Annotated in this window: 16 protein-coding genes and 1 tRNA gene; 3 read left to right on the top strand and 14 right to left on the bottom strand. The window is 42.0% G+C overall.

Annotated features, from left to right (window positions below; genetic code table 11):
- Positions 1-64 precede the first annotated feature (64 nt).
- The 7 genes from BLO34_RS07600 to BLO34_RS07570 form a co-directional block, all read right to left on the bottom strand.
- Positions 65-631 carry a helix-turn-helix domain-containing protein gene (locus BLO34_RS07600; protein ID WP_090754133.1) on the bottom strand — a complete coding sequence of 189 codons (567 nt, stop codon included), beginning with the start codon at positions 629-631 and terminating at the stop codon, positions 65-67.
- Positions 628-1,851: a TolC family protein gene (locus tag BLO34_RS07595; protein WP_090754131.1), complete on the bottom strand. Its 1,224-nt coding sequence runs from the start codon at positions 1,849-1,851 to the stop codon at positions 628-630. Before BLO34_RS07595 ends, BLO34_RS07600 begins: the two co-directional genes overlap by 4 nt.
- Positions 1,848-5,600, bottom strand: a complete 3,753-nt coding sequence (locus BLO34_RS07590; RefSeq protein ID WP_090754129.1) for an efflux RND transporter permease subunit — start codon at positions 5,598-5,600, stop codon at positions 1,848-1,850. The genes BLO34_RS07595 and BLO34_RS07590 overlap by 4 nt, the downstream gene beginning before the upstream one ends.
- 108 nt (positions 5,601-5,708) lie before the next feature.
- Positions 5,709-6,128, bottom strand: a complete 420-nt coding sequence (locus BLO34_RS07585; RefSeq protein WP_090754127.1) for an HYC_CC_PP family protein — start codon at positions 6,126-6,128, stop codon at positions 5,709-5,711.
- 588 nt (positions 6,129-6,716) lie between these two features.
- Positions 6,717-6,801 (bottom strand) — tRNA-Ser (locus BLO34_RS07580).
- Between the two features lie 128 nt (positions 6,802-6,929).
- Positions 6,930-7,130: a hypothetical protein gene (locus BLO34_RS07575; protein ID WP_090754125.1), complete on the bottom strand. Its 201-nt coding sequence runs from the start codon at positions 7,128-7,130 to the stop codon at positions 6,930-6,932.
- Positions 7,131-7,227: 97 nt separating this feature from the next.
- On the bottom strand, positions 7,228-7,884 hold the full coding sequence (locus tag BLO34_RS07570; RefSeq protein WP_090754123.1) for a vancomycin high temperature exclusion protein: 657 nt from the start codon (positions 7,882-7,884) through the stop codon (positions 7,228-7,230).
- A gap of 149 nt (positions 7,885-8,033) precedes the next feature.
- Between BLO34_RS07570 and BLO34_RS07565 the strand changes: the two genes are divergently transcribed.
- Complete coding sequence (locus BLO34_RS07565) at positions 8,034-8,666, top strand: NAD(P)H-dependent oxidoreductase (protein ID WP_090754121.1); 633 nt, start codon at positions 8,034-8,036, stop codon at positions 8,664-8,666.
- A gap of 11 nt (positions 8,667-8,677) precedes the next feature.
- Here BLO34_RS07565 and BLO34_RS07560 read toward each other — a convergent pair whose 3' ends face one another.
- Both BLO34_RS07560 and BLO34_RS07555 read right to left on the bottom strand, forming a co-directional pair.
- Entirely contained in the window at positions 8,678-9,481 is an 804-nt protein-coding gene (locus BLO34_RS07560) for a DUF4249 domain-containing protein (protein WP_090756536.1), read from the bottom strand.
- 2 nt (positions 9,482-9,483) lie between these two features.
- Entirely contained in the window at positions 9,484-11,841 is a 2,358-nt protein-coding gene (locus tag BLO34_RS07555) for a TonB-dependent receptor (RefSeq protein ID WP_090756534.1), read from the bottom strand.
- 829 nt (positions 11,842-12,670) lie between these two features.
- Here BLO34_RS07555 and BLO34_RS07550 point away from each other — a divergent pair.
- A complete protein-coding gene (locus BLO34_RS07550; RefSeq protein WP_090754119.1) occupies positions 12,671-13,639 on the top strand; it encodes an NAD(P)H-dependent flavin oxidoreductase in 969 nt (322 codons plus the stop codon).
- Here the strand turns inward: BLO34_RS07550 and BLO34_RS07545 are convergent.
- The 5 genes from BLO34_RS07545 to BLO34_RS07525 form a co-directional block, all read right to left on the bottom strand.
- A complete protein-coding gene (locus BLO34_RS07545) occupies positions 13,636-14,457 on the bottom strand; it encodes a helix-turn-helix domain-containing protein (RefSeq protein WP_157686723.1) in 822 nt (273 codons plus the stop codon). The two genes, BLO34_RS07550 and BLO34_RS07545, sit on opposite strands and share 4 nt — an antisense overlap.
- A 131-nt stretch (positions 14,458-14,588) precedes the next feature.
- A complete protein-coding gene (locus BLO34_RS07540) occupies positions 14,589-14,837 on the bottom strand; it encodes a YgjV family protein (protein WP_090754115.1) in 249 nt (82 codons plus the stop codon).
- Positions 14,838-14,979: 142 nt separating this feature from the next.
- On the bottom strand, positions 14,980-15,822 hold the full coding sequence (locus BLO34_RS07535; protein WP_172823963.1) for a phosphatase PAP2 family protein: 843 nt from the start codon (positions 15,820-15,822) through the stop codon (positions 14,980-14,982).
- 152 nt (positions 15,823-15,974) lie between these two features.
- The gene (locus tag BLO34_RS07530) at positions 15,975-16,739 is read right to left on the bottom strand and encodes a patatin-like phospholipase family protein (protein ID WP_090754113.1); all 765 of its coding nucleotides are present in this window, start codon (positions 16,737-16,739) and stop codon (positions 15,975-15,977) included.
- 344 nt (positions 16,740-17,083) lie between these two features.
- Positions 17,084-17,431 (bottom strand): GIY-YIG nuclease family protein, encoded by a 348-nt coding sequence (locus BLO34_RS07525; RefSeq protein ID WP_090754110.1) that lies wholly within the window; start codon positions 17,429-17,431, stop codon positions 17,084-17,086.
- Between the two features lie 399 nt (positions 17,432-17,830).
- Here BLO34_RS07525 and BLO34_RS07520 point away from each other — a divergent pair, with 399 nt between their 5' ends.
- Positions 17,831-20,323, top strand: coding sequence for a M14 family metallopeptidase (locus BLO34_RS07520; protein ID WP_090754107.1), 2,493 nt, complete (start codon positions 17,831-17,833; stop codon positions 20,321-20,323).
- Positions 20,324-20,331 lie beyond the last annotated feature (8 nt).

Below are 20,331 nucleotides of genomic sequence, written 5' to 3'. Positions count from 1 at the left end.
TCGGTTATTTCTTACAAACTTAAAATTGTTAATCAGCAAGTTGTGTCATAATTATGGATGGTATCTACATAATTTGGTCTAAAGAATTCCTAAGATTTATTTGTTGGTTTTTATAATCTGTCAGGCTCATTCCTGTTTCATTTTTAAACTGGCGGCTTAAATGGTTGATGTGGCTATAATTCAACATTTGGCTTATTTCAGTAAAATTTGGTTGCTGTGTCTGGATGAGTTCTTTGACTTTTTCAATTTTCAGTTTGATGAAATATTTCTCAATCGTAATACCTTCGGTGGATGAAAAAACCTTGCTTATTTTGGAATAGTCCTGATTCATTTTCTGCATCAATAAATCAGACAATTTCCCATCCATGTCAAGCGGTAAATCTTCCAGCATTTTCAATAGTTGAATCTTGACCTGCTCGGTAATCCTATCTTCTGCCGAATCGATAATCTCAAAATCATTGTTGATGGCGATGTTTTCTAAAGCCTTGAGTTGACCCTCATTTTCAATATCCAATTGTACACGGCCCAACTCAATCTCAATCAAACGTATTTCCTGCGCCTCAATTTCATTTTTAAGCACCTTGATACAACGGTTGCACACCATGTTTTTTATGTAGAAATCCTTGATCATGGTTGGTTTATTAAGTAGTTCATCATGGCTTGCTGCTCGTAATACATCTGGATCGATGCGATCTGATTCATTTGAAATTTAATTTGCAATTCCTGAATGTCCAGCACATTGTTAAAATCTATGGTACCAGTCTCGTAACTCTTGACTAATATCTGCTCCGCATCCCGAGCTTGTTTCAAGTTTTTTTCTTGTGTATGGAATGCTATCTTGGCTTGATTTCGTTGGGAGTTCGCTTTCGCGAAAGTGGACTCCAGCACATTCAATCGATTGCTTTTCTGGGATTCTATTTCTTGTTGGCGTAATTCATTCTGCTTTGTGATGGATTTATACCGATTGTTGAAAATGGGAATCGTCATGGTCACCATAGGCATCAAAACGTCCTTTCCATTATCGCTAAACATCGAGTTGTCATTTCCCGTTACTGGCAAATAATCCACGCCAAATCCAAACATAGGTTGCGCTTCCCGTAGATTGAGTAATTCCGATTGGGTTACAGATTCGTAAAGTTTATCGTACTTGAGCAACTCAGGATTGAGGGCCAGATTTTCCATATTATAAACAAGATCATCGGTCGGGATCTCCATCATAATTGGAGTTTCAACTAAAGTGTTTTCTTCCTGGTTGAGCAGGTTATTGAATGAAATTTGTGTAGCAACAAACTCTTGTTCCAGCACTTCCTTTTGTTGCTGTAACTCATTTTGTCGTATCTGCAATCGCAGAACGTCGACCGCACTGGCTTTACCAACTTCTACTGATGTGAGCGCTAGTCGCTCATAGGTTTCCAACAATTGGATATTCTCGTCAAGTACCTTTTGCTTAGCTCTTATGGAGTATAACATGTAATAGGATTGAGCGACCTGTAAAGCCAACTTACGCTTTGCGATAGTGACTTCCACATATTCTGCATCTGCCATGGAAGAGGCATAATTTTCCCTTGCAGTAATTGTCCCAAACCAAGGCAACATCTGTTTAAAACCTATGCGTGCTCGTTGCGCGCCCACTCTGGTTTCAGGCTCACTCACAAAATAGCCGGCACTCACTTCGGTATTTGGAATCCAGTTGGCTTCATTTACCTTTTCTTCGGCAATATTATAGCGCAGTTCAAAGGCTTGAATTTCTGGATTGTTCGCTTCGGCTTCCTTAATGTAGGATTGTAATTGTTGCGCTTTCGCGAAAGCGGAAACAAACAAGAACACCAGTATATATTTTAATTTCTTCATCTGTTTGCTTTTTTAAGCTGGTATTCCTTTTTCCAGCTATATAAGACTGGCAGTAGGAAATAGGACGTAACATCGATTATCATTCCGCCAAAAATGGGTATCGCCATCGGTATCATTATATCGCTTCCCTTGCCTGTGGATGTAAGTACGGGAAGTAGTGCCAGTACCGTAGTTACAGTAGTCATCAAACACGGACGAATACGTTTACCTGCGGCTTCCAAAGTGGCGAGACGAATGCCCTTTTTATTGTCTGGTTCGTTGCTTTTGAAAGATTGGTCTAAATAGGTGGCCATTACCACGCCATCATCCGTAGCAATACCAAATAGGGCGATAAAACCTACCCAAACGGCTACACTTAAATTGATGGTTTTCATATTGAACAAATCCCGCAGATTTTCGCCAAAAAAGCCGAAATTGAAAAACCAATCTTGTCCGTATAGCCATATCATTATAAAGCCACCAGCAAAGGCCACGGCGATTGCGGTAAACACCATAAGCGATGTGGAAACCGACCTGAATTGGAAATACAAAATCAAGAAAATAACCAGCAAACAAAGCGGTACGACAACCGATAGCGTTTTTTCTGCTCGTAACTGATTTTCATAGGTTCCCGTAAAGCGATAGCTCACGCCTTGTGGTACGACCAGCGAACCGTTATCAATATTTTCTTGAATTAAGGCTTGGGCATTTTCCACCACATCTACTTCGGCAAAGCCATCGAGTTTATCAAACAGCACATAGCCAATTAGAAAAGTATCTTCACTCTTAATGACCTGTGGTCCTTGCTCGTATCGAATTTCAACCAATTCGCCCAGCGGTACAGGGCTGCCTTTTTCTACGGGAACGTAGATGTTTTTAAGGTCGTCTGGGTTTGCCCGTAGCTCTCGTGGATGACGAACCCGAACGGCATAGCGTTCCCGACCTTCCACAGTTTGTGTGAGTGGCATACCACCAACTGCCACTTGAAGTATTTCCTGCACATCCATTATAGATATACCATAGCGAGCCAATTGGTCTCGCTTAATATCGATGAGCAAGTAGGGTTTGCCCACGATACGGTCTGCAAAGACAGCTTGTTCTTTAACGCCTTCGGCTTGTTTCAAGATGTCTTCCAGTTGCAGTCCAAAATTTTCTATGGACTTTAAATCCGGACCTTTTACCTTGATGCCCATAGGCGCACGCATTCCCGTTTGTAGCATTACCAAACGTGTTTCGATGGGTTGCAACTTGGGTGCAGATGTCACGCCTGGTAGTTTGGTTACTCGAACTATCTCGTTCCAAATATCATCTGGACTCTCGATGTCTGGTCGCCAATTTCGGTAGTACTCGCCATCTTCATCTTCAATCAAGTCTTCGCGTGTGGCAGTAGTTTTTAGCGATATTTCGTCATAGTTGGCATCTTCATCTATCTCGTTGTTCGGATTGATAATGAATTTGTCGTTCTTCAGTACAAACAATCCATCATCATTGACTTTATAGCGTTGTCGTTGGCCAGATGCATTGCGCATATATTCAGATTTATACTGAATGACATTCTCATACATTGAAAGTGGTGCTGGGTCGAGTGCGCTTTCCGTTCTTCCAGCTTTTCCCACCACAGTTTCAATCTCTGGGATGCTTGCCACCGCCATATCCAGCTGTTGCAATACACGTTTGTTTTCTTCAACGCCTGCGTGCGGTAAGGATGTGGGCATCAATAAGAATGAACCTTCATTGAGTGCTGGCATAAATTCCTTACCTGTGTTGCGCATAATGATGATGCCCAACGTGAGCACCGTAGCCGGAATGATTAAGAACAGATATCGGTTCTGAAGTGCCCATCGCAAAATACGCGCATAGTATATCCTAAAAATCGAGAACACACCGAGCAGTCCAAAACAGATGATGGAAACAAATATCAGGTTCATAACAATGCTTCGGTCAAAGCCTAATGGTCGCCAGTATTCTGCTAATAAAACTACGATAGCAATAGATGAAATGATGATGTCAAGCAGGTTTTTGCGCTTTTGCGAAAGCGTACCGCGCATCTTTAAAAATGATGTGATGGCAAAGGCGATTAGAATTAGTCCTAACCAAAAGCCGTAAACGATGGCGAGAATTCCCAATAAAACAAGTGCGCCATTGATGACGTACTGTGTCCGTTCACGCAAATTCGTCTTACGGAAAAGGAATGCCGCAATGGGTGGAATGAGAAACAGCGCAATAATGAGCGATGCCGAGAGCGCCATTGTTTTAGTAAAGGCGAGCGGGCGGAATAGTTTACCTTCAGCACCTATCATTGTGAATACTGGTAGGAAACTGATTATGGTCGTTAAAACTGCCGTAAGGATAGCGCCGGAAACTTCGGCAGTTGCGTTGTAGATGATTTCGTTTGTGGTGTATTCTTTACCGTTTTCATTAAGGCGTAACTTTTCATCTTCCAAGTGCCGTATCATATTTTCGGCGAGTATCACGCCCACGTCCACCATTGTACCGATGGCAATGGCAATACCTGAAAGTGCGACGATATTTGCATCTACATTAAAGAGCTTCATCGTGATGAAAACCATCAAAACGGCTACGGGTAACAACCCTGAAATAAGGATGGATGCACGCAGATTGAAAACCATTATAATAATGACCAAAATGGTAATTAGGATTTCCAAAGTGAGTGCTTCATTGAGCGTTCCCAGCGTTTCTTGTATGAGTTCTGTCCGGTCATAAAATGGTACAATGGTAACTTGCGAAATGCGACCATCTGATAAAGTTTTTGTGGGAAGTCCAGAGCTTATTTCGGCAATTTGCGCCTTGACATTATTGATAACTTCCAACGGATTTGCACCGTAGCGAGCGACTACGACACCACCTACGACTTCGGCCCCTTCCTTATCGAGAATACCACGTCTGGTAGCAGGCCCCAAATGGACGTTAGCCACATCTTTGATGCGGATGGAAGTGAAATTTTCAGAATCTACAACTGCATTTTCAATATCTGCTATGGACTTGACGTAACCCAATCCGCGTACGAGGTATTCGGCTTGATTGATTTCGAGCGTTTGTGCGCCTATATCTTGATTGCTTTGCTTTACGGCTTTGACCACATCGCCCATACTTACATTGTACTGGCGCATTTTTTCTGGGTCGATATCTACTTGATATTCCTGAACATAACCACCTATGGAAGCCACTTCAGAAACACCACTTGCAGACGATAATCCGTACTTCACATAGTAATCCTGTATGCTACGCAATTCCTGTAAATCCCAACCGCCAGTCACGTTTCCGTCTTTATCACGACCTTCCAACGTGTACCAGAATATCTGTCCCAATCCTGTGGCATCTGGACCTAAAGATGGGTTGACACCATCGGGTAAAAGGTTTGCTGGTAGTGAGTTCAGTTTTTCGAGTATGCGACTGCGTGACCAATAGAACTCAATGTCTTCTTCAAAAATGATGTAGATGCTGGAAAACCCAAACATAGAAGAACTACGGATGGTTTTCACGCCCGGAATACCCAGAAGGGAAGTGGTAAGCGGATATGTGATTTGGTCTTCAATATCCTGTGGCGAACGCCCTTGCCACTTGGTAAAAACAATCTGCTGGTTTTCGCCAATATCAGGTATGGCATCCACGGCAACTGGGTCTGTAGGCAAAAATCCAGTTTCCCAATTAAAGGGTGCGTTCACCACACCCCAACCCACAAATAGGGCGAGCAGTAGAACGGCAACAAGTTTGTTTTCTATGAGAAATTTAATGCTCTTATTCAGCATAGCATTTGATTATTAGAGTTTTGGAATTGCGTGTTGCATAAAATGGCAAACACGAGTTTTAGCCCACGACAGCGTAGCTGTTGGGCTTCATTCTAAAAATCTAACAAATCAAATTAAGAAAGTCTGGTGCAGCACTTGCACATCCCGTTTGACAAAGGGTCGCGGGTAATCTTCAAAAGGAACTTCTTCAGATTCGGTTCCTTCAAAAAGGTTTATATAAGAATAGGTAAAAGCAGCGATCAATGTTTGCTGCTCGAAGGAAAGTGTGTCAAAAGATATTTTAAGGTCGTCTTTGCCTTCTTTGATTATTTGCTCATCAGAACAACAGGATTTTTCAGAAAGCATAGGCTTTTCACATCCTTTACTTGTCTGTACTTTTTCCATACCACAAGTTTTTGCAGACTGGATAAAAGAGAAATCAACTAAAGTATCTCCACAATAATGCATATCTACAGTAAATGACATCGTAGTCATAAGGACTACGCAAGCCATAAGGATTGCCATTGATTTGTGAATGAGTTGTTTCATTTAGTACAAAATTAAGTAAAAAAATATTATGCTATTATTTTAACCGTTTCTGCTAATCCTTAAAAAAAGCTATAAATATGATTCAAGAGCTGTACTTCTTCTCAACATCATAGATTTAATCCCTTTATCTTAATGTGCAAATTAGTTTTATGTTTGACCGGATCTAGGTTCGCTAAATGAAACTACAGCTAATTAATTTTATTATCAAGTACGAAAAATCTAGATCTACAAACTAGCTAATTAGAGTAGTTACTTGTATAAATTATTTGAATGCAATAAAAATTGTGCATTTTTTTCCTTTGAGATTATTCAACTTCATGCCTAATCAATTAGGATATTAACCTTTATATAAGATGCTAAAATGTGGTTTGATCGTGTAAAAAAAAATAAAAGATTTTTTTTAGGTAGATACAAGCTAAAATCAGAGGCCTATTTAGCGACCACAAATTATATTGCCCAGTATAATTATTACACTAAGCTTTTCTGTTAGAAAGAAGGAAAAAGAGCGTGATATTTAGTAGACTAGTCAACTAATTTGTCAACTGAAAATTAAAAACCCTTATAATCAAATGATTACAAGGGTTTATGCGGAGAAGAAGGGATTCGAACCCCTGGAGGTGTGACCCTCGCTGGTTTTCAAGACCAGTGCATTCGACCACTCTGCCACTTCTCCTTAAATTGCAAAACGGTTATCCATTTTGCGGGTGCAAATATAAAGATTTTATTTAAACTCTAATTATTGCGCTCAAAAAAAACCGCACTAATTATAGTGCGGTTTGTAAATATGTAAAACCCCTGTGACTAATCTTTGATAGTATCTCTAGGTTGATGATGCTCTCTTTTGTCTTTGACCTGATGATTTATTTCCTTGCCATGTGTGTGTTCAAGATTGATCGCCTGCTCCTTATTACTGACTCTTTTAGGATTAGCTGGATTGGGATGCGTATCGTTTTCGTTTGGATTTGCTTGATTGCTATTCTTCTGTGGTTTGTTATCGCTCATGATATCTTGTTTTAGTTATATAGAAAGATAGAAGCAACAAAGCGAGAATTACCAATAATTAACAACCGTTAACTCGATACTGTTAAGGTAACTTTAATTATTGATCGTGTGTAGGAGCGCTACTTCCCGTGATAGGTATTGCAATACCTTCAAAAGTGGGTTTCTTTTCAATGTGGATTTCTGTCCATGCTTTAACATTAGCCAGCCATTCCCGGCGTATCAAATGTGATGATGGCTCATAGTCAGCTGGATCGACGGCAAAACCTTTCAAATCCAGATCTAGATTGCGACCTAAATAAATAGCCCGTGGCAAGTGGAATTTTTGCGTAAAAACAATGGCATCAGTGACTTTAAAAATTGATTTGGCTCGTATCATACTATCATAAGTATCAAATCCCGCATGATCCAGAAAAATATCACTATTGGGAACACCTTTATTGTTTAGATAAGTTTTCATGGCATTCACCTCGTCATAATCCACCTGGCCGTGGTCACCACTCAACAGGAATTTCTTGATCTTCCCACGTTTATAGGCTTGAAACGCTGCATCCACTCGATCTTTCAAAATGGGTGATAAACTTTTATCTGGTCTCACACTCGCACCCAGGACGATCCCAGTATAGGCGGCGTCCAGTTGCTCCATGTTGTCAGTGATGTGGCGAGCAGCCGTCTGATTCACATAAACCTGTAGGAAAACCACAGCAATGAGACCAGCAACGACTAGAAACACAAGAATGTTAAGTAGTCTTTTCATAAATCTGCGCTGGCTGTTTTCGCGATCTGTACCTGCATGAATATTATAGGGATTACCTTTGTTGATCGTTGTAAAATGATGGATGGTTGTTCCGCTTTCGCGAAAGCGAACTCTACCTAAACTTTACAGCACAAATATAACGATAAGCGATGACGAAAAGTATTGAAAACCTTAAATGGAGGTACGCCACAAAGAATTTTGATCCCAATAGAAGCATGACGACGGAACAACTGGAAATGCTAGCCGCCGCGTTCAATCTTACGGCAACATCGTATGGATTACAACCTTGTCGTTTGATGGTCGTGCACAATAAAGAAATGCAGGAGAAGATGGTTCCCATGGCTTTTGGACAACGCCAGGTAGTCGATGCCGCTGCGGTCCTTATTATTTGTACTACAGCCGTGGATCAGGATTATGTGCGACAGTATTTTAATAGAGTGAAGGATGTGCGTGATACCAGTGATGAGGTATTGCAGCCTTTTGTGGATCAGTTGACAGATAAGTTTGATAACATGGCAGTAGAAGAGGTAGAGCAATGGGCGCGCAATCAAGCGTATATCACATTAGGTACTCTAATGAATGTTTGCGCACAGGAGCAGATTGATAGCTGTCCCATGGAAGGTTTCTTGCCTCAAAAAATCGATGAATTATTGGACTTGCCTAATAAAAATTTAAAATCTGTCTTGATGCTACCGGTAGGTCATCGCAGTCCTGATGATCCTTTTGCCAGCATGAAGAAAGTTAGACTACCTCTTGAACAAAGTGTCGAGTTTATAAGTTAGCAATAACAAATTTATTCACTCACATAATTGAGTTCATACACTTGTGCTACCCTAAAGTAACCGAATGGAAAACGATCTGGATTGCGCTCATTGAAAACATTCCCTTTGACAATCGCTGGTTGCGTGTCAAATGGTCCACCACCACTATCATCGGTTTGCTGTATAAGCGTTTCAAAAAATTGAAAGGCTTGAGAATCAATGCCAGTTATGGATAATCTGATGTCAGTTCCCGGCTCGAGTTCTTCAATAAAAAAGCTCGTTGGAGTCAAATTACCATCGATAAATTCATCATCAGAAACATCCAACTGGAAGTTATTGGGATCGTCATAAGTGAATAAGTAATAATTGCCTAAACCTTCCGGATCCTGAAAAAATGCGGTGATTTGTGTAAAATCGCCAAAACCATCCACCTCGGTTTGTTCAATATTTGATAGAGGTACCGTAGATATCAATCGCTGGTTTGCTCTATAGGAATTGTTACCATCCACTATTTCTAGCGTGTAATTAGCACCTTCCTGTAAATTGAGATTATTATTAACATATAGATTACGTTGTTCGTCAAATCTAAATGGGAATGAGATGCCATTGTTGACAATAACCTGCACGCTGGCATCACTTACAACTGGATTTACTTCTTCAAAAAAAGCAGATGATCTTGTGAGTCGCACAGCATTGCGGCTGGTTCCATCACCCATTAATTCCAACCGAGCATCAATGACGAGTCTAGAATCTGCAGTATTAAGGTCTACATCAATCACATCTTCACACTGAGTGAAACTAATTGCCAGCACGAATATTAAAAACCACTTTTTCATCATCAGAATTTAAAGTTATACGTTACTGCTGGAACGATTCCAAATATCGCTAGCCTTGTAGCCTCATTGCGCGCCGTATCATCATTTTCTCCAAAGCTGATGCTCGCCGCATTTCTCCTGTCATAGGCATTGTATAAACTGAATACCCAACTGCCTTGCCAGCCTTTGGTTTTCTCTGGTTTTGGAACGTAGGTGGCAGATACGTCCAACCTGTGAATTATAGGCAGCCTACTGGCATTACGCGATTCAAAGGTTGGAACGAACAATCCATTGAATTCATATTGACCATTTGGAAAGGTGACCGGTTGACCGGTTTGCAACGTAAAGTTGGAGCCAAAACTCCACTTTTCAGTCCATTCATAATTAGCAGTAATGGTCAAATCATGGGTTTTATCCCATGGTGCATTGTACCACTCGCCATTGTTGATTCCTGGTTCCAACGCATTTCTTCCTGGTGTTCTTTGCTCACTTTTGGAAAGTGTATAGGCAATCCAGCCTTGAAGTCTGCCTTTGTTCTTACGCAATAATAACTCCAGTCCATAAGCTCTAGCTTCTCCAGAAAGCAAAATGGATTCTACCGCTTCTTGAGCAATAAGATCAGCGCCATCGATATAATCCAATCGATTATCTACCGTTTTATAGAACGATTCCAGCTCTACGGAATAGTCACCTATATTTTTAAAAAAACCGACCGCGACTTGATCACCTTTTTGGGGTTTGATGAAATTACCGCTAGGAGCATATAGGTCAAATGGAGTAGGAGCTGTGGTATTAGAAATCAGATGAATGTATTGATTGATACGCTGGTAGCTTGCTTTGATACTAGTGTTATCATTGAGACTGTAGGACGCAGATAATCTAGGCTCAAGATTTACAAAGCTTTCCAAAACCTCATCGCGGCTGCTGAGAATTCTGGTAATAGGCTCTGCACTTTGATAAACACCTTGTTCTTGATTAAACAACAGCGGTTGATCATTCTCATAAACATTGATAACATCCTGACCCAATCTTGTAAATGAAGTAAGGCGCAAGCCAGCATTAACATTCAGCTTGTCTGTTAATTTGAACTCACCATCGATGTAGGCTGCGTTTTCCCAGGCGTACTTTTTGGTGAGCTGAGCTTCATTGATGGGACTGGTAGGTGTTGTCGGAACAATTTTACCTGGATCAAATTCGTAGTAAATAGAATTGATTCCGTAGCGCAATTTCGCTTTGTCAGTAGCAAAATGAGTTAAATCGTATTTCAGATTGAAGTTGGTAATACCGCTAAAGAATTCGAACTCAACAAATTCCAATTCCAACGCATAATTGTAATCAGAAAATATTGCAGACGCATTGCTGAACCACTTATCATTGATAATATGATTCCACCGCAGGTTCACAAACGAGTTCCCAAAGGTGTTCCCAAACAATTCATTCACCTCAAACACATCACGACCAAAATAAGCCGACCCATACAGCCGGTTCCTATCATCGAGATTGAAGGAAACCTTAGCATTTAAATCATAGAAATAAGCCTGATTCTCCAGTCCAAACAAAGGAAAAAACAAGTGCGCATAACTACTACGACCACCTACTAAAAAGGAAGATTTATCTTTTTGGATAGGACCTTCTAGAAGGAGTCGACTGGATACAATTCCAATACCACCAGTACCGCTCAACCTAGTCTTATTCCCATCACGCTGATAAATATCAAGCACACTGGAAACTCGACCGCCATATCGCGCTGGAATTCCGCCTTTGTATAATTTTAAATCTTTAATAGCATCTGGATTAAAAACCGAAAAGAATCCGAAAAGGTGATCGCTACCATATAATGTTGCCTCGTCCAGTAGCACTAGGTTTTGATCTGCCGCACCACCACGTACGTTAAAGCCGCTGGCGCCTTCACCGGCTGTTGTTACTCCTGGTAATAAGGTTAATGATTTGATCAAATCCACTTCGCCTAATACCACAGGGATTTTTTTGATGGATTCGATTGATAGCGCGTTCACGCTCATTTGCGGTGATCGCGTGCTTAATTGCTCGATATCACTTTCTATTACAATGGCGTCGAGTTGCTCACCTTGCTCCGTCATTTTGATAGAGAGTTGCAGGTTTTGATCTAGAACCACGGTTCTTGTGACGGTTTGAAATCCTATACTACTGTACACAATTTCATAAGAACCAGCATCCAGCGTGATGGAGTAGAAGCCGTATTCGTTAGAAATGGTACCTGTTCCTAGTTCTGGAATCAGGATGTTGACATTGAGTAAGGTCTCACCATTGGAAGCTTCAGTGACGGTGCCTGATAACGTATATTTTTGTGAGTTCGCTTTCGCGAAAGCGAGAAACATCATCATTACAACAAGCCACTTCATTCTTTGCATGCCGCAAACATAAGACATAGGAGTTTTCCTCAGAGTCAATTGTGAATTTGCTAACTTAAATCGAGGTCTTTTCAAAGCAACTCAGATGAGGTCAACTTATTATGCTTTATAATCTTACCGTTTAGATCATTCAATATTCAGTAGAAGTCTATCACTATAAGATTTCCTTGCTCAGATTGCTCGTTCTCGACTGCCGCTCGAACCGGCTGTCTTTTCAGTTTATTTTAATCTTTTTAAAACCAGTATCGAGCGTTATTCCAGACATGATTCTAGCAAAATCTCAGTAAACCAGTATCGAGCGGCAGTCGAGATATGGTTGCAGCACGATGAAATTTTCTTACTCAAATCGCTCATTCTCGACACATCGACAAGCTCAGTACGGCGCTGCCGCTCGAACTGGCCGTCTTTTCAGTTTATTTCAATGATTATAAACCAGTATCGAGCGGCAGCCTGCCTACAGCACAATCTTATTTCTTATAGAACCGCTCGTTCTCGACTGCCGCTCGAATCGGCTGTCTTTTCAGTTTATTTTAATCTTTTTAAAACCAGTATCGAGCGTTATTCCAGACATGATTCTATCACAATCTCAGTAAATCAGTATCGAGCGGCAGCCTGCCTGCCGCAGGCAGGTCGAGATATGACTCTAAACACAATCTTGTTACCTATAAAACCGCTCGTTCTTGACACATCTACAAGCTCAGCGCAGCGCTGTTGATTGAAATGGCTAGACATTCATAAAATCAAAAATCCCCAATCCTAACTCCGAAATCCAGAATCAGTAAACAATTTTCCTTGTAACTTTATAAAAAATCAAACACCCATGACAGGAACAGCCCTAATCGATAGACTTTCTTTACCCGTAGTAGCAGCGCCCATGTTTTTAATCTCTGGACCAGACCTGGTGATTGAATGCTGCAAAAACGGAATCGTCGGAACTTTTCCAGCATTGAATCAAAGATCTACAGAAGGTTTTGAAGAATGGCTTTTCCAAATAGAAACCGAGCTCAAAAAGTGGGAAGAAGAAACCGGTAAGAAAGCAGCGCCCTATGGAGTGAATCTGATTGTTCATGGAAGCAATCCGCGATTGGAGGCAGATTTGAAGGTTTGCATGAAGCATAAGGTTCCTTTGATTATCACCTCGCTAGGAGCGGTCAAGGATGTGGTGAATGCAGTACATAGTTATGGCGGTCTCGTTTTTCATGATGTCATCAAAAAACGACATGCCGAGAAAGCTCAAGAAGCTGGCGTTGACGGATTGATACTTGTCTGTGCTGGTGCTGGTGGTCATGCAGGAACGTTGAACCCTATGCCGTTTATACGTGAAGTACGCTCCTTTTTTGATGGCGTGATTATGCTTTCTGGAGCGATGAGTTCTGGTCAGGATGTAGCCAGTGCGCTTCAAATGGGAGCCGACCTGGCCTACATGGGCACCCGATTCATCAATACAAACGAATCTAAAGCTACCGATGAATATCGCCAGATGATCATCGAGGCTGGATCATCTGACGTGGTGTATACGGCAGCAATTTCTGGAGTAAGTGCCAACTTCTTAGGAGCAAGCTTACATGCCGCAGGAATCACTGAGGAACAATTGAAAGCTACAGGGAAGATCGATTTTGGTAAAGAAATGGATACCGAGGCTAAAGCTTGGAAAACCATCTGGAGTGCTGGTCAAGGTGTCGCCACCATAAAAGATACTGTTCCTGCTCACGAGCTTATCGATAGGCTCAAAAGCGAATTCAAAACCGCCATTGAAATGCAGGTGGAGAATTTGAAAAGATTCAGCTAGTCTGGGTTCTTAGCTTTCGCAAAAGCTTTGTGGTTCTGGATAAAATAAATTACAATCATTACCTCAAATAGGGTAACGAGCAAACTTCCGATAGGAAATAGCAGTACAGTTAGGTTAAAAGCTGCTGCTATAATTAATAGATACCCTAAATATTTATACGGGCGCGAGAAGCGACCTCTATTTTGAATAAATGGTATGCTTAATAAGCCGATGGCAATAGCAAATAGAATAGATATTACAATGCTCATTCCTATGTTAAAGGCATCAAAAGAGGCATTGACGCTAGAATTGTACATGTCCATGAATAAAATCTCAGCAAACAGGAGTGCAATTAGATATACGATAGCAGATATTTTCAATAGTGGTGATTTAAATTTCAAGTTGAAGGAAAACCCTAGGTAAAAGAGAATTGCTAGTATGCAATAAAGCACTGCTATGAAAAATCGGTTATTGGATGTCACCAAAGCATGATCAAAAAAGTTGAGTGACAAATCAATCATTGTTAATGGAAGCGAGGTAAGTACGTAGGCCATTCCAGCTATCGCGATCCACAAACCATTTTTAGGATTCTTCAACATGTTTTCTGGAGCTTGTTCAGCTTTAGGTTTCTCGTGAAGTTCTTGAGTGATTTCGTCATAAGAACTTCCCAAAGCTTGTAAAATATTCTTGATCGTATAATTGCGCGGTGTGACATCGCCAGCTTCAATACGCTGGATGGTGCGTACATTGATGTTGCACAATTCTACCAATTCTTCTTGGGTGAGTCCTTGCTCTTTTCGCAGGTTGGCGATGTAGTCGCCCAGTTGTGGTTGTTTCATGATCTGTTTCATTTGGTTGAGACAATGTTATGGATGAAACAGGGCTTTCATGAAATATTTTACTGTATTTAAACCCGACATTTACACGGCAAAGCCTTGCAGTGCCTGTAAAGCCTAGAAGTTGGGCTGTTCTAGTTTTCTAGTTCTTCTTCGGGTCTTATATTCTCTTTCTTTATAAATAGGTAATATGCATTTACCATCAAGATAGCCACATTAGTGAGAATAATAGGAATACTGCCCAGCAAAATACCATACACTACGAACAAACCACAACCCACGGAATTCACGATGCGCAATTTGCGCAGGTCTTTGTTGAAAAAAGAAAGCAGTACAAAAAGACTGGCCAGATAACCGATAACTTCGGTGAGGTTGAATTCCATAATTGGGTGATTTATTGTCAGTGGTGATTGTGGCCGCAAAATAGCTTTTCGCACGCATTTAAAATTGAAAAGGAGTACGCTTTCGCGCCTGCCTGTCGGCAGACAGGAAAGCGTAACTATATCAACTCTCAAAAAGAAATAGTTAGAAACTGTAACTCACACCTACACTAGTGAGTGAGAAATTGAGATCAAGCGAAGGTTTTCCAACGCGATCGTCATTGTATTTCTGCTCGTACTTGCGATCCAAATAGAGATCAATCGCCTCTACCATAAAGTAACTTAAGGCCCAACTCAAGAAAACATCGCTGGCCCAATGTTGATTGTCATAAATGCGAGACAATCCAGGAATCGCTCCTATGGTGTAAATACCTGCCTTGACCCATGCATTGTCAAACTGCTTTGCAATAACATGAGCATTAGTAAAAGTCAATACCGCATGACCCGATGGAAAGGATCTATAAACGGACTCACCACCAAATGGCTTGAAATGGTTCTTTCCAAAATTACCGCCAGGTCTCGCACGACCCGTAGCCGATTTAGTTAACTGTTGGAAAAATCCAGTCGCCGTGGCAGATGATATGAGCAGTACACCCGTACGTCTCAATTTCTCATTGCGTGTGAATAAGCCAGTGAGATAAATCGCGCCGGTAAGTCCGTAGTTGTTTTGGGGTGCGCCTGCATAGTTCCCATAATCCAACAATAAAGGTGGCACCTGATCTCTATGGCTCAAAAACTCTCTATTAATATCATCATCAATAAGAAAAATTCCAAAGGTCGTCGCAGCAACGCCACCAGCAATCAAAGCATCACCACCATCCCAATACAGCGGCCTGCTATAGGCAAATCCCACACCTTGAAAGACATTTCCCATATCATAGGTGAAATCCTGCCACAGATTAGTATCGCCACGATCTACGGTAAAGTTTTGTTGTGCTTGCAAACTCGCAGCAAAAAATATAAATAGTAGGAAAAGACAGATCCTCATAGGTTACTTGTTTGTACAAAGATAGGTTCAAAAAAGCGCTCTATAAAACGAAAATCAATTGCTATTACTGCGATGTAAATTACTTATAGCTAGTTTTTTAAATAGCAGATGCTGTTGAGGAATGCTTTAAAGTTTGTAGGGTTTTACACGACTTAGGAAAGTCCCTCGATAATTTGTGGCATTTGCTTCATCGCACAATCGTAGCCTATCTTGAATAACTCCTCAGATTTTTTCACATCAAACATACCGTAGGTAAATGAGTCTTCTACTTCAAGAGCTACATCACATTGCCGCAGGCGATGTTCTGTATTACTCCACACATTAAGCTGAAAGACACGCTCGCTGATCTCGCGAATTCCCTTAATCGTTTCTAGTTCTTCATGTGGACAAATACTTACGCCCATAGTTTTCATGCCGCGATTCATTAATGGCTCTACTGGCAAGTTATTGAGAACGCCACCATCCACATAAGTGGTGTTATTAAAAATAACCGGTTTAAAGATCACCGGTACGGCACACGATGCGATGATGCTGGTAGTCAAATCGCCATCCTTCAAGTATTCGCTGACACCTTTGTTGAGGTTGGTCACGCAAACATGTAACGGAATCTTCATGGCCTCAAAACTATTTTCGGGAAGATGTTTTTGGAGCAGTCTTTTAAGCATCGATAGACGGTTCCATTCTCTTGTCAAGAGTTGGAATTTGAAGATGCGTACAAATTCTTCTTGCATGGAAAGCTCTAGAATTTCTAACGGAGAATAGCCGTGACAATACAAAGCGCCTATCATCGCACCAGCACTGGCACCCGAGATTTCGTCAGGAAAAATATCATGTTCGTTCAATGCCTGCAGTACACCAATATGAGCAGATGCCCGCGCACCACCACCAGCAAGTGCAAGTCCTATTTTTTGTGCCATAACGCAAAGATAGTAACGGTTGTATTAGTGAATAGTATTGAACTCAAACCATATCTCGACCTGCCTGCTGCAGGCAGGCTGCCGCTAGATATTGGATTACAAGCATCTTGATAACAATATCAATGTGTTTCTATACTGGTTTACAAGGATTGTAACATGGAATACATTAGCCGGTTCGAACGACAGTCGAGAACGAGCGGATTCATTGTGGGAATGTCATTGTGCAAGAACCATATCTCGACTGCCGCTCGATACTGGTTTGTAGAGATTGTAAGTTGAAAAATGCAAGCCGGTTCGAGCGGCAGCGCCGCACTGAGCTTGTCGATGTGTCGAGAACGAGCGGATTATCTACCACGAAGTTTTTTAGGAACATAATCTGAAGAAACAAAAGCGCTACTAGAATCATTCTGGCATAATGCTAATAACTTTAGTCGATCAAAATCACCGTTGATCAGCGCGCGCTTTTTACTGGCAGACCATTTTTTGATTCGTTTTTCGTAGTGTAAGGCTTGGAACAAATCACCGATAGCTTCTTGAAATACTAACTTGACCGGTCTGCGGCTGAATGTATAGGCTGTTTCTCGGTAACCTGTTTGATGCTCTAATAATCTACGTTCAAGATTGCTGGTGATTCCGGTGTATAGTTTTCCATCAGCGCATTCTAGGATGTATATGTGGAAGCTATTGAACATGTTATGAAGATGGTAACAAAAACCATATCTCGACTGCCGCTCGACACTGGTTTACTGGGATCGTAGCATAGAAAATACTAGCCGGTTCGAGCGGCAGTCGAGAACGAGCGATTTATCTAAGAGAATGTCATTGTGTTCAAACCATATCTCGACTGCCGCTCGATACTGGTTTACAAGGTTCAGTGTAAAGTATCAAATGCAAGCCGGTTCGAGCAGCAGCGCCGCGCTGAGCTTGTCGAAGTGTCGAGAACGAGCTGTTTTCTTGCAACAAGCTCATCATATTCTGCTTTCGCGAAAGCGAAATCATCCAAAAACTAAATAACTCGTGAATAACCCATGGCTATTTTCCAAAAAGGTATTCCCGTTTATTAAGTAGCTTAGCAATTCAAAATTTGATTCATGCGCAAATCTGTTATTTTAAGCTTTTTCTTGCTGGCTGCTTTGGCTGTGCAGGCACAACTACAATCTCCAGCCGATTTCCTAGGCTATGAAATAGGAACCGAGTTCTCCCGCCATGCTGATGTGGTGCGGTACTTTGAACACGTCGCGGCAAATAGCGATATGGTGACCTATCAGGAATACGGGAAGACGAACGAACGCCGACCGCTGACGTATGCGATCGTGACCAGTCCTGCCAACCAAAACAACATCGAGCAAATCAGAAAAAATAATTTGGCTCAAACGGGAATTATAGAAGGTGATGCAACGTCTGACAAAGCCATTGTATGGCTGTCCTACAACGTGCACGGTAACGAGGCCAGCAGTACGGAGGCTTCTATGGTGACGCTGTATGAATTGATTACTACTAAAAAAGACTGGCTGGATAATACGGTCATCATCATCGATCCTTGTGTGAATCCAGACGGTCGCGACAGGTATGCGAACTGGTACAATCAGGTAGCCAGCAAACCTTACGATCCTTTACAAATTGCAGCAGAGCACAACGAACCATGGCCTGGTGGTCGTCCTAACCATTACTTGTTTGACCTGAACCGCGATTGGGCTTGGGCAACGCAAGTTGAATCCCAGCAGCGTTTGAAAGTGTACAATCAGTGGATGCCGCAGATACACGTGGATTTCCACGAGCAAGGCATTAATGAGCCGTACTATTTCGCTCCTGCAGCAGAACCATTTCACGAAGTCATCACCGATTTCCAACGCGATTTCCAAAACCAAATAGGGAAGAATCACGCTAAATATTTTGACAATGAAGGCTGGTTGTATTTCACCAAAGAACGCTTTGATTTATTGTATCCTAGTTATGGCGATACCTATCCTACCTACATGGGCGCGATAGGAATGACCTATGAGCAAGCCGGTCACGGTCGTGCAGGTTTGGGAATCAATAATGATGAAGGTTTTGAATTGACGCTGGTAGACCGTGTGGCGCACCACAAAACTACCGGACTTTCTACCGTTGAGGTGGCTTCTAACAATGTTCAAAAACTGAATACAGAATTTCAGAAATACTTTGACAATAACGAGCTAACCACAAAAAGCTTTGTGTTGACGGGAAATCAGGACAACCTGATCGCGCTGGCCAACTTACTGGACCGTCACGAGATCCAGTATGGTTTTACGGGAAAAGGAAAGGCGAGCGGTGTAGGTTATGATAAAGAGAAGAAGAAAACGCTGGAATACGACATGGCCATGGTCGTGAATACCAACCAGCCGAAAGGAAAAATGGTGCAGGTATTATTTGAACCAGATGCTAAATTAAGCACACCACTGACCTATGACATTACCGCCTGGAATTTGCCAAAGGCCTACGGCCTTGAAGCCGTCGCGAGCTCTTCCCAAGTGGAATCGCTTAATGCTACCATGGAAGTCAAAAACACGGGCAATACCAACAACACAGCGACCGGTTACATTGCCAAATGGAACAGCATGCAGGACGCCAGATTCCTAGCCAAATTATTAAAGGCCGGCATCAAGGTTCGCTTTACGGAGAAGCCCTTTGTCAACAATGGTACCACCTACGACCGCGGTAGTTTGATCATTACCAAAAGTGATAACATGCGTATGGACAACTTTGGTCTGATCGTGAATTCGGTGGCCAATGAATTTAAACGTGAGTTGGAACCAGCGCTAAGTTCTTTCGCCACCTCAGGGCCAGATTTTGGTTCGCCAGACGTGAAGTTGATCAGTGCGCCACGCGTGGCGTTGTTGCGCGGTGAGCGTACCTCTTCCTTAAGTTATGGAGCGACTTGGTATTTCTTTGAGCAAGACTTGGGCTATCCAGTAACCTCTATCGATACCGGCGATCTAGGCCGTGCCGATTTAAGCCAATTCGACGTGCTGGTCATGCCAGACGGTTATTACGGTAGTTTGCTCAATGACAGCACGCTGGACAAAGTCAAGACCTTTGTACGCAGCGGTGGTAAAGTAGTCGCTTTGTCTGGAGCCGTGAGCGCATTTGCGGGTAAAGAAGGCTTTGGAGTGACCAGCAATGAGAAAGACAAAGATTCTACGGCAGGTGAGGACGAGAAAAAAGACCTGTTGATCCCTTACGCATCCCGTGAAGAATCTGGAACGACAGATTTGATTACGGGTAGTATTTTCAAGATCACGATGGACAAGACGCACCCTATGGCCTTTGGCTACGGTGATTCCTATTACAGTTTAAAGTTGGGCAGCGATTCCTACAGCTATCTGGACGGCGGTTACAACGTGGGCTGGATACCGGACGACGTGGTCAACGTCTCTGGTTTTGCAGGCGACACGGCCAAAACCAAATTAAAGAATTCGATGGTATTTGGCGAGCAGCGTCTAGGCGCTGGTAGCGTGATCTATATGGTGGACGACCCACTGTTTCGCGCCTTCTGGGAGAACGGGAAATTGCTATTTGTCAACTCGGTATTCCTAGTGAATAACAACAGGCCAGAGTTGTAGGAGTGTTG

The organism is Nonlabens sp. Hel1_33_55, assembly GCF_900101765.1.
Classification (GTDB): domain Bacteria; phylum Bacteroidota; class Bacteroidia; order Flavobacteriales; family Flavobacteriaceae; genus Nonlabens.
Note: the sequence above shows the minus strand (reverse complement) of the source record. Positions and strands in the feature narration are given on the sequence as shown.

Bases quoted from the DNA above. Each gene is read 5' to 3' on its own strand.
- BLO34_RS07560 (WP_090756536.1), bottom strand. From the start codon at position 9,481: ATGAAAAAGTGGTTTTTAATATTCGTGCTGGCAATTAGTTTCACTCAG.
- BLO34_RS07550 (WP_090754119.1), top strand. From the start codon at position 12,671: ATGACAGGAACAGCCCTAATCGATAGACTTTCTTTACCCGTAGTAGCA.
- BLO34_RS07520 (WP_090754107.1), top strand. From the start codon at position 17,831: ATGCGCAAATCTGTTATTTTAAGCTTTTTCTTGCTGGCTGCTTTGGCT.
- BLO34_RS07585 (WP_090754127.1), bottom strand. From the start codon at position 6,128: ATGAAACAACTCATTCACAAATCAATGGCAATCCTTATGGCTTGCGTA.
- BLO34_RS07535 (WP_172823963.1), bottom strand. From the start codon at position 15,822: ATGAGGATCTGTCTTTTCCTACTATTTATATTTTTTGCTGCGAGTTTG.
- BLO34_RS07555 (WP_090756534.1), bottom strand. From the start codon at position 11,841: ATGAAGTGGCTTGTTGTAATGATGATGTTTCTCGCTTTCGCGAAAGCG.
- BLO34_RS07590 (WP_090754129.1), bottom strand. From the start codon at position 5,600: ATGCTGAATAAGAGCATTAAATTTCTCATAGAAAACAAACTTGTTGCC.
- BLO34_RS07545 (WP_157686723.1), bottom strand. From the start codon at position 14,457: ATGAAACAACCACAACTGGGCGACTACATCGCCAACCTGCGAAAAGAG.
- BLO34_RS07525 (WP_090754110.1), bottom strand. From the start codon at position 17,431: ATGTTCAATAGCTTCCACATATACATCCTAGAATGCGCTGATGGAAAA.
- BLO34_RS07575 (WP_090754125.1), bottom strand. From the start codon at position 7,130: ATGAGCGATAACAAACCACAGAAGAATAGCAATCAAGCAAATCCAAAC.
- BLO34_RS07600 (WP_090754133.1), bottom strand. From the start codon at position 631: ATGATCAAGGATTTCTACATAAAAAACATGGTGTGCAACCGTTGTATC.
- BLO34_RS07565 (WP_090754121.1), top strand. From the start codon at position 8,034: ATGACGAAAAGTATTGAAAACCTTAAATGGAGGTACGCCACAAAGAAT.
- BLO34_RS07540 (WP_090754115.1), bottom strand. From the start codon at position 14,837: ATGGAATTCAACCTCACCGAAGTTATCGGTTATCTGGCCAGTCTTTTT.
- BLO34_RS07595 (WP_090754131.1), bottom strand. From the start codon at position 1,851: ATGAAGAAATTAAAATATATACTGGTGTTCTTGTTTGTTTCCGCTTTC.
- BLO34_RS07530 (WP_090754113.1), bottom strand. From the start codon at position 16,739: ATGGCACAAAAAATAGGACTTGCACTTGCTGGTGGTGGTGCGCGGGCA.
- BLO34_RS07570 (WP_090754123.1), bottom strand. From the start codon at position 7,884: ATGAAAAGACTACTTAACATTCTTGTGTTTCTAGTCGTTGCTGGTCTC.